This is a genomic window from Ralstonia sp. R-29, from assembly GCF_049913345.1.
Lineage (GTDB): Bacteria > Pseudomonadota > Gammaproteobacteria > Burkholderiales > Burkholderiaceae > Ralstonia.
The window spans coordinates 285,435-300,295 of sequence record NZ_CP184377.1 but is presented as its reverse complement, the minus strand read 5'-3'; the positions used below and the strand labels follow the sequence as shown (position 1 = coordinate 300,295).

At 63.5% G+C, this 14,861-nt stretch carries 16 protein-coding genes; 3 read left to right on the top strand and 13 right to left on the bottom strand.

All coding sequences use genetic code 11. The features are described 5' to 3' along the window. Nucleotides 1–9 precede the first annotated feature (9 nt). Nucleotides 10–414 (bottom strand): OsmC family protein, encoded by a 405-nt coding sequence (locus ACN9M1_RS01455; protein ID WP_426396773.1) that lies wholly within the window; start codon nt 412–414, stop codon nt 10–12. A gap of 228 nt (nt 415–642) precedes the next feature. On the opposite strand from ACN9M1_RS01455, the gene ACN9M1_RS01450 reads away from it, so the two are divergent. Then, nucleotides 643–3,567, top strand: coding sequence for a diguanylate cyclase domain-containing protein (locus ACN9M1_RS01450; protein ID WP_426396772.1), 2,925 nt, complete (start codon nt 643–645; stop codon nt 3,565–3,567). Nucleotides 3,568–3,766: 199 nt separating this feature from the next. Beyond that, entirely contained in the window at nt 3,767–4,696 is a 930-nt protein-coding gene (rpoH, locus tag ACN9M1_RS01445; RefSeq protein ID WP_426396770.1) for an RNA polymerase sigma factor RpoH, read from the top strand. A gap of 65 nt (nt 4,697–4,761) precedes the next feature. Here the strand turns inward: rpoH and ACN9M1_RS01440 are convergent, their stop codons facing one another. The 5 genes from ACN9M1_RS01440 to ACN9M1_RS01420 form a co-directional block, all read right to left on the bottom strand. After that, nucleotides 4,762–5,367 carry an SCO family protein gene (locus ACN9M1_RS01440; RefSeq protein ID WP_426396768.1) on the bottom strand — a complete coding sequence of 202 codons (606 nt, stop codon included), beginning with the start codon at nt 5,365–5,367 and terminating at the stop codon, nt 4,762–4,764. A gap of 61 nt (nt 5,368–5,428) precedes the next feature. Continuing rightward, nucleotides 5,429–6,370: a heme o synthase gene (gene cyoE, locus ACN9M1_RS01435; protein WP_426396766.1), complete on the bottom strand. Its 942-nt coding sequence runs from the start codon at nt 6,368–6,370 to the stop codon at nt 5,429–5,431. A gap of 9 nt (nt 6,371–6,379) precedes the next feature. Further along, on the bottom strand, nt 6,380–7,471 hold the full coding sequence (locus ACN9M1_RS01430) for a COX15/CtaA family protein (protein ID WP_426396764.1): 1,092 nt from the start codon (nt 7,469–7,471) through the stop codon (nt 6,380–6,382). 3 nt (nt 7,472–7,474) lie between these two features. Continuing rightward, nucleotides 7,475–8,131 carry an SCO family protein gene (locus tag ACN9M1_RS01425; RefSeq protein WP_426396762.1) on the bottom strand — a complete coding sequence of 219 codons (657 nt, stop codon included), beginning with the start codon at nt 8,129–8,131 and terminating at the stop codon, nt 7,475–7,477. 52 nt (nt 8,132–8,183) lie between these two features. Next, nucleotides 8,184–8,966 (bottom strand): SURF1 family protein, encoded by a 783-nt coding sequence (locus tag ACN9M1_RS01420; RefSeq protein WP_426396760.1) that lies wholly within the window; start codon nt 8,964–8,966, stop codon nt 8,184–8,186. Nucleotides 8,967–9,032: 66 nt separating this feature from the next. Between ACN9M1_RS01420 and ACN9M1_RS01415 the strand changes: the two genes are divergently transcribed. Continuing rightward, a complete protein-coding gene (locus ACN9M1_RS01415; RefSeq protein ID WP_063392667.1) occupies nt 9,033–9,242 on the top strand; it encodes a twin transmembrane helix small protein in 210 nt (69 codons plus the stop codon). 112 nt (nt 9,243–9,354) lie between these two features. On the opposite strand, the gene ACN9M1_RS01410 is transcribed toward ACN9M1_RS01415, so the two are convergent. From ACN9M1_RS01410 to ACN9M1_RS01380, 7 genes are all read right to left on the bottom strand, one after another. Beyond that, nucleotides 9,355–10,215 carry a cytochrome c oxidase subunit 3 gene (locus ACN9M1_RS01410; protein ID WP_426396758.1) on the bottom strand — a complete coding sequence of 287 codons (861 nt, stop codon included), beginning with the start codon at nt 10,213–10,215 and terminating at the stop codon, nt 9,355–9,357. 89 nt (nt 10,216–10,304) lie between these two features. Then, the gene (locus tag ACN9M1_RS01405; protein WP_426396756.1) at nt 10,305–10,517 is read right to left on the bottom strand and encodes a DUF2970 domain-containing protein; all 213 of its coding nucleotides are present in this window, start codon (nt 10,515–10,517) and stop codon (nt 10,305–10,307) included. A gap of 4 nt (nt 10,518–10,521) precedes the next feature. Then, the gene (locus ACN9M1_RS01400; protein WP_426396754.1) at nt 10,522–11,115 is read right to left on the bottom strand and encodes a cytochrome c oxidase assembly protein; all 594 of its coding nucleotides are present in this window, start codon (nt 11,113–11,115) and stop codon (nt 10,522–10,524) included. Between the two features lie 32 nt (nt 11,116–11,147). Continuing rightward, entirely contained in the window at nt 11,148–11,279 is a 132-nt protein-coding gene (locus ACN9M1_RS01395) for a cytochrome oxidase small assembly protein (RefSeq protein WP_426396752.1), read from the bottom strand. A gap of 52 nt (nt 11,280–11,331) precedes the next feature. After that, nucleotides 11,332–12,936 (bottom strand): cytochrome c oxidase subunit I, encoded by a 1,605-nt coding sequence (gene ctaD, locus ACN9M1_RS01390; RefSeq protein ID WP_426396751.1) that lies wholly within the window; start codon nt 12,934–12,936, stop codon nt 11,332–11,334. 53 nt (nt 12,937–12,989) lie between these two features. Then, nucleotides 12,990–14,204 (bottom strand): cytochrome c oxidase subunit II, encoded by a 1,215-nt coding sequence (gene coxB, locus ACN9M1_RS01385; protein WP_426396749.1) that lies wholly within the window; start codon nt 14,202–14,204, stop codon nt 12,990–12,992. Nucleotides 14,205–14,253: 49 nt separating this feature from the next. Beyond that, complete coding sequence (locus ACN9M1_RS01380; RefSeq protein ID WP_426396748.1) at nt 14,254–14,784, bottom strand: DUF2244 domain-containing protein; 531 nt, start codon at nt 14,782–14,784, stop codon at nt 14,254–14,256. Between the last annotated feature and the right edge of the window lie 77 nt (nt 14,785–14,861).

The window sequence follows — 14,861 nt, the reverse complement described above, 5'->3', positions numbered from 1 at the left end:
CTCCCTGGCTCAGGCGCGTTCGGCAAGTTCGGTGTCGACGCTGATCTCGACCTCGGTCATCAGCTTGTGGATGGGGCACTTGCCGGCCACGCGCAGCAGGTCGGCGCGCTGTTCGTCGGTCAGGTCCCCGTGCAGGGTCAGCACGGTGCGCAGCTTGTAGCGGCCCTGGCGTTCCTGGGTGTTGTCGTGTTCGACAGCCACGTCGATGGCGTCGAGTGGGTATTTGCGCTGGCGCGCGTAGAGCGTCACGGTGAGCGCCTTGCAGCTTGCCAGGGCCGCATCAAAGTAGGCATGCGGGTCAGGCGCGCTGCCCTCGCCCATCGGCTTGGGGACATCGGTGTAGGTCACGCCTTCGGGAAAGGTGACCCTGTGGCGAAACAGGCCTTCGGTGTCCTTGCTGACGACGATGGTCATGGCGGCTCCTCAACAGTTTTTGCGATGTCCGGGCAGTGTAGCCAACTTGCGTGACGACACGGCGGGTGCGGCGTACGTCGCTTTGCTGGGCGCGCCCATCACACGACATTGCAGACATGGGCCCAGACCCTGCGGGTTTCCCGCAAAAGGCTCAAGCAGCGCGGTTTTTCGCCGATCTTCCGGGTGGGACACGTTCGTCCCGGCCGGCCCCACAGACACATCCACTACATGGTTTCTCGCCGCCCGCTTGCCGCCGTTGCTGGTGGCATCGGCTCGCTTCTCACGCTCTTCGGGCTGACCGTCATGGTCGGCTGGCTGCTGCATTGGCCCTGGGCAGTGACGCTTGGCGGTGATCGGCTGGTGATCGTGTTCGCCACGGGGCTGCATCTGACGTTGCTGGGCACGGGGCTGATCGCACTGGTGGTCGGCACACTGCGGCCTGAGGCGCGCTGGGCGGATTGGATCGCGCACCTGGCGGGCGGCGTGGTCGCGCTGCTGTGCGGCCTGCGCCTAGTGGAGGCAGCCACCGGTTGGCCCGTCGCGCTGGACTTTCCCAATGTGCACCTCTGGCTGGAACACAGTTGGCGGACCGGCTGGATTGGGGCCATCCACCCGAGCCACGCGCTGGCTCTGGCGGCAGCCGGCGTGGCGCTGGCCCTGGTGCCGGCACTGCAGCAGCCACGGCGTGCGCAGTGGCTGTGGGCCCTGCTGGGTGCCGCCGTGCTGCTGTGCGTGGGCGATCTGCTCGGTCGCGCCATGGCACTCGAATATCTGTACCCCGTCTGGTTGAAGTGGCGGGCGTCCGACGTGTCCGCCATCTGCACGTTGCTGGTGCTGGTGGGCGTGGTCTGTGCGGCCATGGCCCGGCACCCTGGCCTGTTGCGCATCCGGTTGTCACCTGAAGACACCATCGTGTGGATCAGCAGTGGCTGCGTGGTGCTGGCTGGCGTGTGTGCCACCGTGACCGCGTTCATCATCCAGGTGGACAGTGCCAGCACGACGTTCGGCACCACGCGGGCACGTGCGCTGTCGAGCTACGCCGAAGAGTTCGACCAGGTGCTGGCCATGCGCGCGGAAAACCCGCGCATGATCGCCGCCGTCATCCGCATCCAAGAGGCGGTGCGCCACCCCGCCGACAACGGCGCGCGGCTGCGCGGCGCCAGTGCGCTGGAGGCCTTTCGCGAACAGGGCTATTCGTATCTGCAACTGCGCACGCTCGACGGCACCAGCGTCGTCAGCCTCGGCACGCAGGCGGCGCACCCCGAACTTGCCATCGCACTGCACGCCGGCTTGGCGCCCGAGCGCATCACGCTGCAATGGGTACACGGCTTTGCGATGCGCACCGAAACGCCAATACTGGCCGATGGCGTGCAGGTCGGTTGGCTCGTCACCGAGCAGCCACTCGCGCACATGACGGCCCGCTACGTCAACGTGCAAGACGCGGGCGTGACGGAAACGCTGGCCATGTCCGGCTTTGATGCGCGCGGGCGTGCCATGTCGTTTCCGCAGCGCTTTGACGCGTTCGTCTTTGAACTCCCACCGCTGATGGCCGGCAACCAGCCGCTGCCGTCACGCCTGGCACTGGCTGGACACGCCGGCTTTGGCCAGTGGCAAGACATCCATGGCATGCCGACGTCATTCGGCTATACGCCCATCGGCCACACCGGTCTGGCGCTGATCAGCAAGATCGCCAGCGCCGAGCTGTATGCCCCCATGCGCACGCAGTTCGAACGGCTCGTAGCGCTCATGCTGTGTCTGATGGTTGGCAGCGTGCTGGCGATCCGGCTGACGGTGCGCCCGTTTGCCAACCGGCTGGCCGCCTCTGAACGCGCCTTGCGCACCGCCAACGAAAGCCTGGAGCGACGCCGCGACGCCCTGCGCGCCAGCCGTGAACAACTGCGCCTGGTGGCCGACAACGTGCCTGCGCAGCTCAGCTACGTCGACCCGGACGGCATCATCCGCTTTGCCAGCCGCACACTGCTCGAAGCCTTCGGCCGCACCGAAGACGACTTGCTCGACCGCCCCGTGCGCGACCTCTACAGCCCCGAGGACTACCGCACGCTGCTGCCCTACATGACTGAAGTGCTGGCCGGCTACCCGGTGCAGTTCGAGATCACGTCCATGCGCACCGGCACGCCGCGCTATCTCAGCGGCCACTACTTCCCCGACTACGACGACCGCGGCACGCTGCGCGGCTACTTCTCGGTGCTGCAAGACCTCACCGCCCGCACCAGCGCCGAACTGGCCCTGGCGCGCAGCGAACGCGCGCTCAAGCTGGTGCTCGACAATGCGCCGCTGCTGGTCTCGCACATCAGCCCGGACGGCATCTTCACCTTCTGCAACGCCACCCACGCGCGCTGGCTGCAGCGCATGCCCGACGAAGTGTGCGGCCAGCATGCTGAGCAGGTCTTCACACCCGGCACCTACGCCCAACTGGCGCCGTATCTGGCGCGTGCCGTGCAGGGCGAAACAGTGGAATTCGAAATCAACGCGCCCTGGTACGAAAAGCCGTACATGCATGGCCCCCGGCACCGCACGCGGTATCTGCGCGGCCACCTCGTTCCCGATGCCGCAGAGTCGGATTCCGACGCAGGGCGCTGCGGCGTCTACACCTTCGTGCAAGACGTGACCGAAGCCAAGCGCAGCGAGATGGAACTCTCGCGCATGGCCCGCTTTGACGCGTTGACCGGCCTGCCCAACCGCTACGAGCTCTACGAGCGCCTGCGCGGCGCGCTCGAGCGCCGCCAACGCCAGCCCGCGCCGATGGCCGTGCTGTACCTCGACGTGGATCACTTCAAGCACATCAACGACACCTACGGCCACGCCACCGGCGATGCCGTGCTGGTCGAAGTCGCCCACCGTCTGCAACGGGCTGTGCGCCGCACTGACACCGTCGCGCGGCTTGCAGGTGACGAATTCGTCATCCTGCTCGACCCGATCGACAGCCCTGATGATGCGCTGCACACAGCACAGAAGGTCGTCAGCGCCATCCGGCCGCCAATGGCCCTCTCTGGCGACGTGGTTTTGCATGTGACGGCCAGCATTGGCGTGGCATGCCCGGGCCCGGAGGTTCATGACGCTGACATCGCTTTACGCGAGGCGGATCGCGCACTCTATTGGGCCAAGTCACGCGGCCGCAACACTGCCGCCTGAGCGCGAACCGACGGCGCTGGCGGCGGTCTATGACTGGGTGCGCGGCCTATTTTGTTGCGCCGCAAACATCACGCTATTGAGGTGAATCCCCTGATTTACGGGAACTATCAACCGGACAAAAATGTCCTATTAGCACTCATCCTGATGGAGTGCTAAGATGCCTTTCCAAACCTCCACTGGATTTCGACAGGAGTCCTGAGTGAACGCAGTCATCCCCGTGAATACCGTTTCCGCAATCGCCACCCAGCCGTCCGGCAACGCCGGTAATGGATGGGCGCTGGCGTTCCCTGGCAACCTGGGCAACATCGACGCCTATATCCAGAGCGTCAACCGGGTGCCGATGCTGTCGGCCGAGGAAGAGCAACACCTCGCCCGTGACTACCGTAGCACCGGCAACATCGATTCGGCCCGCCGCCTGGTGCTTTCGCACCTGCGCTTGGTCGTGTCGATCGCCCGCGGCTACCTCGGCTACGGCCTGCCCCACGCCGACCTGATCCAAGAAGGCAACATCGGCCTGATGAAGGCCGTCAAGCGCTTCGACCCGGATCAGGGCGTGCGTCTCGTCTCGTACGCGATGCACTGGATCAAGGCCGAGATGCACGAGTACATCCTGAAGAACTGGCGCATGGTCAAGGTGGCCACCACCAAGGCCCAGCGCAAGCTGTTCTTCAATCTGCGCAGCCACAAGCAAGATGCGCAGGCGACCTTCTCGCCGGACGAGATCAGCGCCGTAGCGGCCGAACTCAACGTCAAGGGCGCCGAGGTGCGCGAGATGGAAACGCGCCTCTCGGGCGGCGACATCGCGCTGGAAGGCCAGATGGACGATGGCGAAGAGTCGTACGCCCCGATCGCCTACCTGGCCGACACGCACAACGAGCCGACCCGCGTGATCGAGTCGCGCAGCCAGGATCGCCTGCAAAGCGAAGGCATCGAAACGGCGCTGGCCAAGCTGGACGACCGTAGCCGCCGCATCATCGAAGCCCGCTGGCTGAACGTGAACGACGACGGATCGGGCGGCGCCACGCTGCACGAACTGGCTGACGAGTTTGGCGTGTCAGCCGAGCGCATCCGCCAGATCGAATCCGCCGCGATGAAGAAGATGAAGGGTGCGCTGCAGGCATTTGCTTAAACCGCTCCTCGCAATAGAAAAGCCCGCCAAGTTGGCGGGCTTTTTCTTTGGGCGCGGACAAGAGATCAGTCAGCCAGCAACTGCTTGATGTCATGCGCGATCGGCTCGGGGCCTTGGCCGTGTTTGATGAACAGACGCAGGTTGCCTTTCGGGTCGAACATGTAGCTGCCGGCGGTGTGGTCCATCGTGTAGTTGTCGGGCGAGCTGCCCGGCACCTTGCTGTAGAACACCTTGAAGTCGGACGCGACCTTCTTGAGTTCGGCGTCGTTGGCCGGGCGCAGGCCGGTGAAGCGCGGGTCGAACGCCGGCACGTACTTGGCCAGCAGGTCTTGCGTATCGCGCTCAGGGTCGACGGTGACGAACAGCACTTGCACGCGGTCGGCATCCTTGCCGAGGGTGTCCATCACGGCGCGCAATTCGGCCAGCGTGGTCGGGCAGACGTCCGGGCAATGCGTGTAGCCGAAGAACATCACGACGACCTTGCCGCGGAAGTCTTCCAGCGTGCGGCGCTTGCCGGTGTGGTCAACAAGCGAAAAATCGGTGCCGAAGCTCTTGGAGCCGGTGATGTCGAGGTTCTTGAACGCGGGCTTGTCGCTGCATGCGGCGAGCGCCAGCACGGTGGCGGCCAGCGCGGCGAACAGCACGGCGCGGAAGTGTCGGAAGGAGAGCATGGTCATCGTGTTGAGAGCAGACCGCCTAGGGTAACGCCAACGGCGCATGCCCCGCACGGCGTCACAGCGCCGCGCTTTGGGTCAGCGTCGGCCCGAACTTGAAGTAGTGGTCCACCAGCAGCGCCGCAAACAGGATCGAGAGATAGACGATCGAGTAGCGGAAAGTCTTCTGCGCCAGCGCGTCGGAGTAGTTGCGATACATGCGCCACGCATAGGCGAGAAAGCCGAAGCCGAGCACCAGCGCCGTCGCCAGATAGATGACGCCGCTCATGCCGTACACGAACGGCAGGATAGTCGCGGCAATCATGATGAGCGTGTACAGCAGGATGTGCAGTAGCGTGTATTTCTCGCCGTGGGTGATCGGCAGCATCGGCAGACCGGACTTGGCGTAATCCGCACGTCGGTATAGCGCCAGCGCCCAGAAGTGCGGCGGCGTCCAGGTGAAGATGATCAGCACTAGGATCCATGCCTCGGCCGGGACGCTGTTGGCGACGGCGGCCCAGCCCAGTGCCGGTGGCATCGCGCCCGACAAGCCACCGATCACGATGTTCTGCGGCGTCGCCGGCTTGAGCAGCAGCGTGTAGATGATGGCGTAGCCGATGAAGGTGGCGAAGGTCAGCCACATCGTCAGGTCATTGGCGAACACGTGGAGCGTCCACATGCCTGCGCCGCCCAGCACGAGCGAGAACAGCAGGATCTGGCGCGTGCCCAACTCACCGCTAGCCGAGGGGCGCCAGGCCGTGCGGCGCATCATCGCGTCGATCTTGCGTTCGACCAGGCAGTTGATGGCGAAGGCCGCACCGGCAAACAGCCAGATGCCGACCGCGCCGCCGATCAGCACCGGCCACGGCACCATGCCCGGCGTGGCCAGGAACATGCCGATCACGGCGCAGAACACGGCAAGCTGCGTCACGCGCGGCTTGGTGAGCGCCGCATACTGCGATGCGGTGTGTCGCCAGCCGGGGAGTTGAGTGGAAGTTGTTGGGGTTGCCACGGTATTCATAGAAATCAGTCAGACAGCGGCCACAGCCGCAGAGATCGGCGCACGCGCCTGCGCAAGCCCGATCAGGTAATGCAAACGCACCATCAGCAACAGCAGCACCGCTGCCCCGCCGTTGTGCGCCACGGCGGCCAGCAACGGCCAGCCGAGCACGATATTCGACAAGCCGGTCGCCAGCTGCACGGCCAGCACAATCAGCAGCGCGGTGGCCACACGGCCAATGCCGTCAATGCGACGTGCGCGCACGCCAAGCCAAGCCAGATAGCTCAGCACAACCACGGCGAACACGCGATGCGTCCAGTGGATCGCGACCAGCGCGTCATGCGAAATAAAATCGCCGCCCGCCGTACGGCCGAGCTCACGCCAGAACGTGAAGCCATGTGCGAAGTCCATTGCTGGGACCCACTGGCCGTTGCAGAGCGGGAAGTCGGTGCAGGCAAGCACCGCATAGTTGGTGCTGACCCAGCCGCCCAGCGCGATCTGCGCAACCAGTAACACTAGCCCGATCGCGGCCGGCACGCGCAACGATGCACCACGGCCATCGACAAAGCGCGGCGCATCGTTCTTGCTGCCAAGCCAGATCAATGCCGCCAGCAGCGACATGCCGAGCAGCAAGTGCGTCACCACAATCGATGGCTGCAGCTTGAGCGTGACGGTCCACGCGCCGAACGCGCCCTGCACGCACACCAGCGCCAGCACGAAGGTGGCGTACCACGGAGATTGTTTGAGTTCGCGGCGCTTGGCCCATGCCACCACCACGAGCGTGATGATCAGCACGCCCACCGCCATGGCAAAGTAGCGGTGCGTCATCTCGATCCACGCCTTCATCCACGTGACAGGGCCGCTGGGCATGGCGGCCTGCGCGGCGTGGATGTCATCGCGTGCGTGGAACGGGTTGGAGGTGCCATAGCAGCCGGGCCAATCCGGGCAGCCGAGGCCGGAATCCGTCAGGCGCGTAAAGCTGCCGAACATGATGAGATCCAACGTCAGGAACGCCGTGATCCACACCAGCTTGCGGTACTTGTTGCGATCCCCCTTGACCAGCACGTAGCACAGCGGGATCAGCGCGATCAGGATGCCAATGGAAGCGAGTTGCAGCAGCATGGCTTATCCGATGCGCGAATACTTCAGCAGCCGCGTCAGGTCACCACGCACCTTCTTCGGGTCCGGGTCTTTCGGGAACTGCATCATCAGGTTACCGAGTGGATCCACCAGGAAAAGATGGTCGGCCGGCAGCATCTTGCCATCGGCCAGCCAATCCTTCGGCAGCTCCGGTGCGTGCAGGAAGCGCACGGCGGCGTAGTCATCGTTATAGGCCTTAAGCAGGCGCGGGTCGATCTGGCCGCGGTCCGTCACGAGCCATACGGGGACGATGCGGTCGCGGTCCGGACCCTGGCCGATACGCAACTGGCGCATGGTGAAAAGCTTGCGCGCGCAGTTGTCGTCGCAAGCGCTGCCGTCCACCGAGACCAGCAGCCACTTGCCCTTGAGACTGGCGAGCGGGACTTCAGCGCCGTGCTCGTCCTGCACCATCAGCCCGGTGGGAATCGGCCGCTGCGGGTCGATCAGCGCGCCGTACGCCGCCTTGCCGCCGGCCGGCGTGAAGACGTAATAGGCAAGGTAGGACGCAATCACCGGAGAGGCGCACACCAGCAGCAGGAACAGCATCATCAAGCGGCCGCGGCGCGTGCGCGCGTCGATGCGCGGGTCTTCAGACACCGCAATCGCGCCGGGCGCGCCGGGTGTGGACTCCTGATTCACCATGTGATCCTTAATGCATGTCGCTGCGGCACTAAGCCGCAACGTGAGTTCGTTTTCAGACGGGCCCCGAGGCAGCCGCCAAGCGACGATAACGTCGCACGCTGTAGAAGACCATCAGCGCCAGGACCGCTGCCGCCATCGCAAACCACTGGAATGCATAGCCATAGTTGCGGTCCGCGCCTAAGTCTGCGCGCGGCCAATCGCGCGCCAGGCCGTCTTGCGCGTCGGATTGCTGCTCAACGACAAACGGTTGGAGCGGCACGCCGATTTCGCGCGAGAACGCGTCGAGGTCGATATTCTGCCTAAGTCGCTGGCCGACTTCACCTGCGCCGTTCTTTGACCCCAAGCTGAAGACGCGGCTCGCATGGGGCACGGCGATCCCTTCGACCTGCACTTCGCCCGCCGGCGTGGTGTACGGCGCAATGCGTGTGCGGTCCATCGGATCGCGCGGCAGCCAGCCCCGGTTGACCAAAACCGCATGTGGCCCCACCGGTCCGCCCGCGCCCTCCAGCATCAGTGGGATCAGCACCTCAAACCCCGGCTGTGAAACGCCCTGCGCCACGTGCGGGCGATTCTCGAGCAACACCGTATGCGCCACATCAAACGTGCCCCGCAATAACACTGGCCGATACAGCACCGCATCGGCCGCCACAGGCTGCGCGGTGATGCGTTGAGCGGGCGCATTCTGCAGCGCTTCGATGCGCGCCTGCCGGTCGATGCGTTCCTGCGCGCGGGCAAGCTGCCAGCGACCCAGCGCGCAGGTCAGCGCAATCAGCGCCACGCCAGCCAGCATCGGCACGGGCGCGAACCATTGGCGCATCGGCACACGCACAGTCATTGCACCCATCCACCCAGCAACCCGGTGAGATAATCGTCGACACTCATTTCCGACCTTTCCAACTCCATGCGCATCGTCGTTGCCATTGCGTTTCTGCTGATTCTCGGCAGCCTTGCTTCCGCGTTGTTCTTCCTGATGCGCGACAAGGGCCACAGCAACCGCACCGTCCGCTCGCTGATGTTCCGCGTGGGCTTTTCGATTGCGCTGTTCATCTTCATTCTGGTGGCCAACCGGTTGGGGTGGATTCACAGCACCGGCATCCCCATGGGCCAATAGGCACCAATAAAGGCGCCACTAAAGGCGCCGCTAAAACGAAAACGCCGCAGCGGTGTCCCGTCTGCGGCATTGGTGAATCGCAGGCGACGCGCACGTCGCCCCGCCGAACCCTTTAAAGCCAGTACACGACCACGTACAGGCCCAGCCAGACCACGTCCACGAAGTGCCAGTACCACGCGGCACCTTCAAACGCGAAGTGGTGCTCCGGCGTGAAGTGCCCCTTGATCACGCGGCCCAGCACCACGGACAGCATGATCGCGCCCATCGTCACGTGAAAACCGTGGAAGCCCGTCAGCAGGAAGAACGTCGAACCGTAGATGCCGGACGTCAGCTTCAGGTTCAGTTCGTGATACGCGTGGATGTATTCGAACGCCTGGAAGCCCATGAACGTGAAACCCAGGACGATCGTCAGCAGCAGGCCCTGGATGACCTGAGCACGCTTGCCTTCACGCAGCGCATGGTGCGCCCACGTGAGCGTCACGCCCGAAGTCAGCAGCAGTGCCGTGTTGATGGTCGGAATCGGCCACGGCCCCATCGTCGTGAACGGCGACACCGTGCCGGCCGGGCCGGCGTTCGGCCACAGCGCGTTGAAGTCGGGCCACAGCAGCTTGTTGTTCAGATCGCCCAGCCACGGCATGGCGATGGTGCGGGCATAGAACAGCGCGCCGAAGAACGCCGCGAAAAACATCACTTCTGAGAAGATGAACCAACTCATCGACCAGCGGAACGAGGCGTCCACGCGTTCGCCGTATTTGCCGCCCTCGGATTCGGAGATGGCGTCGGCAAACCACGCGCGCAGCACGAACAGGAACCACAGCAGGCCCACCAGGAACGTCCACGGCGCCCACGGCTGCGCGTTCACCCACGCCGCTGAGCTCAGCAGCAAGATCAGCAGACCGATGGAAGCCGAAATCGGATGCCGCGACGGCCCAGGCACGAAGTAGTACGGAGCGTTCGCTCGATTCGCACTCATCTGTTTTTCTCCAGCTCTGTTTTTTTAACAATCCACTCTGGTGTTGCCCGGCCTGTCCTGCCGACTACGTAGGCCGTCTCCTCAACCTTCTAACCCACCACTGCGCGCACAATCAGCAATAGCGTGATGACAAACAGCACCGCCGCCAACACACCCGCGATGATCACGTGCACCGGGTTCAACTGCGCCATGTCCTTGTCATGATCACGGCCTTTGCGCACCCCGAAGAACGACCAGAACACCGCCTTCATCGTCTGCGCGAATGATGCGCGTCGCTTGGTCGCTTCCTTCAGGTCGTCCATGTCCTCACGTTCCCTTGGTCGGCATCGCCGGCTTGATGGCGGACGGTGCGTGAATCTCAAAGAAAGTGTAGGACAGAGTGATCGTCTTCACGTCCTTGGGAAGATCCGGATCAATCACAAACACCACCGGCATCTCACGGGATTCATTGGCCGTCAGCGTCTGCTGCTTGAAACAGAAGCACTCGATCTTCTTGAAGAACTCCGTTGCCTGCTTGGGCGCGTAACTCGGGATGGCTTGCGCCTCCACCGTGCGCCCTTCCTTGTTCACCACTTCGTAGACGATCTGACTGATCTCGCCGGGGTGAACTTCCATGCTGTTCTTGACCGGGCGGAAGCGGAACGGCCCTTGGCTGTTCGAATCGAATTCCACCGTGATCGTGCGCGTCTTGTCGACCTGCGAATTGCGCAGCGCGCCGCCATCCTCGTCACGCGTATTCAGCACGTTGATGTTGGTGACTTCGCAGATCTTCTTGTACAGCGGCACCAGTGCGTAGCCGAAGCCGAACATCATCACCACTACGACGGCCAGCTTGCCGAGCATGGCCCGGTTCAGGCCGCGTTCGATGGTCTTGTCGCTTGGGTTCGGTGTCTGGCTCATATGCAATGTTGGTTCAGCAGCCACGTGCCCGGCTAACCGCCAAACACCACGCGCTTGAAAATCACACCCAGAAAGAAAACCAACGCGATGGTGCCAAGGATGAACGCCAGGCGACGATTTGCAGCGCGTTGCTCGGGCGTTGGGCTTTTTTCTGGATTCGACATCGTTGTCCGGAGGATCGCGAGGCCGGAACTGGCCGACCTCGCGACACCTGCATTACTTCACGTGCGGCGGTTCTTCAAAGGTGTGGAACGGCGCCGGCGAGGGCACGGTCCACTCCAGGCCTTCCGCGCCCTCCCACGGCTTGTCGGCGGCCTTCTCGCCACCGCGGTACGACGGCAGCACCACGAAGAAGAAGAAATACACCTGCATCAGGCCAAAGCCCAGCGCACCGATCGACGCAATCGCGTTGAAGTCGGCGAACTGCTGCGGGTAATCCGCATAGCGGCGCGGCATGCCGGCCAGGCCCAGGAAGTGCATCGGGAAGAACGTGAGGTTGAAGGTAATCATCGAACCCCAGAAATGGATCTTGCCGCGCGTCTCGCTGTACATGTAGCCCGACCACTTCGGGCCCCAGTAGTAGAAGCCCGCGAACAGCGCGAACAGCGAACCGGCCACCAGCACGTAGTGGAAGTGCGCCACCACGTAGTAAGTGTCCTGCAGCTGGATGTCGATCGGGGCCACGGCCAGGATCAGGCCCGTGAAGCCGCCCACCGTGAACACGAAGATGAAGCCGATCGCGAACAGCATCGGCGTCTCGAACGTCATCGAGCCGCGCCACATCGTGGCCACCCAGTTGAAGATCTTCACGCCGGTCGGCACCGCGATCAGCATCGTCGCGTACATGAAGAACAGCTGGCCGGTCACAGGCATGCCGGTCGTGAACATGTGGTGCGCCCACACGATGAACGACAGGATGGCGATCGACGCCGTGGCGTACACCATCGAGCTGTAACCGAACAGCGGCTTGCGCGCGAAGGCCGGCACGATCTGGCTGACGATACCGAACGCCGGCAAGATCATGATGTACACCTCGGGGTGCCCGAAGAACCAGAAGATGTGCTGGTACATCACCGGGTCACCACCGCCGGCGGCTGAGAAGAAGCTCGTGCCGAAGTGGCGGTCGGTCAGCACCATGGTGATCGCGCCTGCCAGCACCGGCATCACGGCGATCAGCAGATACGCGGTGATCAGCCACGTCCAGCAGAACATCGGCATCTTCATCAGCGTCATGCCGGGGGCGCGCATGTTCAGGATGGTCACGATGATGTTGATCGCACCCATGATCGACGAGGCACCCATGATGTGCACCGCGAAGATCGCCATGTCCATGCCCGGGCCCATCTGCACCGACAGCGGCGCATAGAGCGTCCAGCCGGCAGCGGTGGCACCGCCCGGGGCGAAGAACGAACCCACCAGCAGCAGTGCCGCGGGCGGCAGCAGCCAGAAGCTGAAGTTGTTCATCCGCGCGAACGCCATGTCGGACGCGCCGACCTGCAGCGGAATCATCCAGTTCGCAAAGCCCACGAAGGCCGGCATGATCGCGCCGAACACCATGATCAGGCCGTGCAGCGTGGTGAACTGGTTGAAGAGTTCCGGATGGAAGAACTGCAGGCCCGGCTGGAACAGTTCCAGGCGGATCAGCAGCGCCAGCGTGCCGCCCGAGAGCAGCATCATGAAGGAGAACAGCAGGTACAGCGTACCGATGTCCTTATGGTTGGTCGCAAACAGCCAACGGCGCCAGCCGTGCGGGTGGTCGTGCGCGTGGTCGTCTCCATGACCGTGCGCGTGATCTTGTGGGTGCGTAACAGCGGTGCTCATCTCAACGAACTCCTTGGATTTTTTCCTTACGCAGACGATCAGCAGACGATCAATCAGCTAGCGTTGCCGGGGGCTTGCGTGGCGGCAGTCTTGGCGCCACCTTCAGGCATCTTGCCGCCGCGCGCGTCCTTCACTTGCGACGGTTGCAGCAGATCACCGGTATGGTTGCCCCAGTTGTTCCGCTCATACGTGACGACGGCAGCGATTTCCACATCGTTGAGCGCCGAGGCCCAGGGCGGCATTGCCGCCTTGCCGTGCAGCACGATATCTACGTGGCCGGCCAGCGGGCCGTTGGCGATCTTCGAACCGTCCAGGGCCGGGAACGGACCACCGCCCTTGCCGTTCGGCTGGTGGCACACCGCACAGTTGGCGGCGTAGACCTTCTCGCCGCGCGACTTCAGTTCGTCCAGCGTGTAGGTCTTGGTCGGATCATCGGCCTTGGCGGCCATTTCCTTCTTCTTGCCGTCGACCCACTTGGTGTAATCGTCCTGCGACAGCACGCGCACGACGATCGGCATGAACGCATGTTCCTTGCCGCACAGCTCAGCGCACTGGCCGCGATACACGCCGACCTTCTCGGCCTTGAACCACGTGTCGCGCACGAAGCCCGGAATCGCATCCTGCTTCACGCCAAACGCGGGGATCATCCACGAGTGAATCACGTCGTTGGCCGTGGTAACGATGCGCACCTTGCGATTGACCGGCACGACCAGCTCGTTGTCGACCTCGATCAGGTAGGTCTCGCTCTTGGGCGCCTGGTTGTTGATCTGGTCACGCGGGGTGGTGAGCGTGGAGAGGAACGAGATGCCCTCCCCTTCGCCCTTCAGATAGTCGTAACCCCACTTCCACTGATAACCGGTGGCCTTGATGGTGAGGTCGGAATTGGTGGTGTCCTTCATGGCGACCACGGCCTTGGTCGCCGGCAGCGCCATCCCGATCACGATCAGGAACGGCACGATGGTCCAGATGATTTCAACCGTGGTGCTTTCGTGGAACGTCGCGGGCTTGTGGCCGACCGACTTACGGTGCTTGAAAATGGAGTAGAACATCACCCCGAACACGCCGATGAAGATCACGATACAGATGACCAGCATCATCCAGTGCAGCCAGTGGATCTCGGCGGCGATCTTGGTGACCGGAGGCGCGAGATTCAGTTGGCGTACTGCGGGGCCGCCCGGCATGTCTTCCACTGCCTGGGCCGTTTGACTGAGGGCGAGGAGAGAACCTGCCGCCAGCAAACCTGCCAATGTCTTATTCAACATTTTCATTTTTGGTTGTCCCACAATTTACAGATTCCACTCTGCCCCGGTGCGAGGCTCACGAAGCCTGGGGTGGCGACCCAAGCTCCAAACACCGGGAAAGCTCGCTTGCGAAACGCCGCCGGCCAGCCGGGTCAAGAAATCTACCCACTCGCACAACGCGTCCGCTCGAACACAGCGCGACCTGCTCTCGCAGCGGCCCCTCCAGCACCACACGTACCCAGCGTGGGTTGAACACGTGGCGTACCTGCCGGCTGGCACTGACCTGCTCAACCACCAGCGCATCCGCGTCCAGCCAGATGTGCTCGTAGTCGGCGGCGTGCCGGGCATGGTACAGCAACGCCCACGCCAGAGCCGCGACCTCCAGGCCGGAGAACGGCAACACAAACCACGCCCCTTGCCACGCAAAGAACGAAGCGATCACGAACGGAGGGATGACAATCGAGAGGGTGAACCAGCCAAGCTGGCGGGGTGAAAGCGAGCAGTTTCGCTTCATCAGCCAGGTCTTCCGCGGCGATTCCGGGATGGTGGAGGCGCCGCACGCTGGCTGGAGCGCAGTACCAACGCACACATTCGCCATGTCATGCATTGAACCACTCCTGCCTCAGATGCATACCCGATCGGTTCGCCCGCGACAATAACGGGATAGGCCTTTGGGGACTGCTG

What these genes read in the sequence shown, in the direction of transcription:
- ACN9M1_RS01455 (WP_426396773.1), bottom strand. Translation starts at nt 414, where the DNA reads ATGACCATCGTCGTCAGCAAGGACACCGAAGGCCTGTTTCGCCACAGG.
- ACN9M1_RS01450 (WP_426396772.1), top strand. Translation starts at nt 643, where the DNA reads ATGGTTTCTCGCCGCCCGCTTGCCGCCGTTGCTGGTGGCATCGGCTCG.
- ACN9M1_RS01440 (WP_426396768.1), bottom strand. Translation starts at nt 5,367, where the DNA reads ATGCTCTCCTTCCGACACTTCCGCGCCGTGCTGTTCGCCGCGCTGGCC.
- cyoE (WP_426396766.1), bottom strand. Translation starts at nt 6,370, where the DNA reads ATGAATACCGTGGCAACCCCAACAACTTCCACTCAACTCCCCGGCTGG.
- ACN9M1_RS01430 (WP_426396764.1), bottom strand. Translation starts at nt 7,471, where the DNA reads ATGCTGCTGCAACTCGCTTCCATTGGCATCCTGATCGCGCTGATCCCG.
- ACN9M1_RS01425 (WP_426396762.1), bottom strand. Translation starts at nt 8,131, where the DNA reads ATGGTGAATCAGGAGTCCACACCCGGCGCGCCCGGCGCGATTGCGGTG.
- ACN9M1_RS01420 (WP_426396760.1), bottom strand. Translation starts at nt 8,966, where the DNA reads ATGACTGTGCGTGTGCCGATGCGCCAATGGTTCGCGCCCGTGCCGATG.
- ACN9M1_RS01415 (WP_063392667.1), top strand. Translation starts at nt 9,033, where the DNA reads ATGCGCATCGTCGTTGCCATTGCGTTTCTGCTGATTCTCGGCAGCCTT.
- ACN9M1_RS01410 (WP_426396758.1), bottom strand. Translation starts at nt 10,215, where the DNA reads ATGAGTGCGAATCGAGCGAACGCTCCGTACTACTTCGTGCCTGGGCCG.
- ACN9M1_RS01405 (WP_426396756.1), bottom strand. Translation starts at nt 10,517, where the DNA reads ATGGACGACCTGAAGGAAGCGACCAAGCGACGCGCATCATTCGCGCAG.
- ACN9M1_RS01400 (WP_426396754.1), bottom strand. Translation starts at nt 11,115, where the DNA reads ATGAGCCAGACACCGAACCCAAGCGACAAGACCATCGAACGCGGCCTG.
- ACN9M1_RS01395 (WP_426396752.1), bottom strand. Translation starts at nt 11,279, where the DNA reads ATGTCGAATCCAGAAAAAAGCCCAACGCCCGAGCAACGCGCTGCAAAT.
- ctaD (WP_426396751.1), bottom strand. Translation starts at nt 12,936, where the DNA reads ATGAGCACCGCTGTTACGCACCCACAAGATCACGCGCACGGTCATGGA.
- coxB (WP_426396749.1), bottom strand. Translation starts at nt 14,204, where the DNA reads ATGAAAATGTTGAATAAGACATTGGCAGGTTTGCTGGCGGCAGGTTCT.
- ACN9M1_RS01380 (WP_426396748.1), bottom strand. Translation starts at nt 14,784, where the DNA reads ATGCATGACATGGCGAATGTGTGCGTTGGTACTGCGCTCCAGCCAGCG.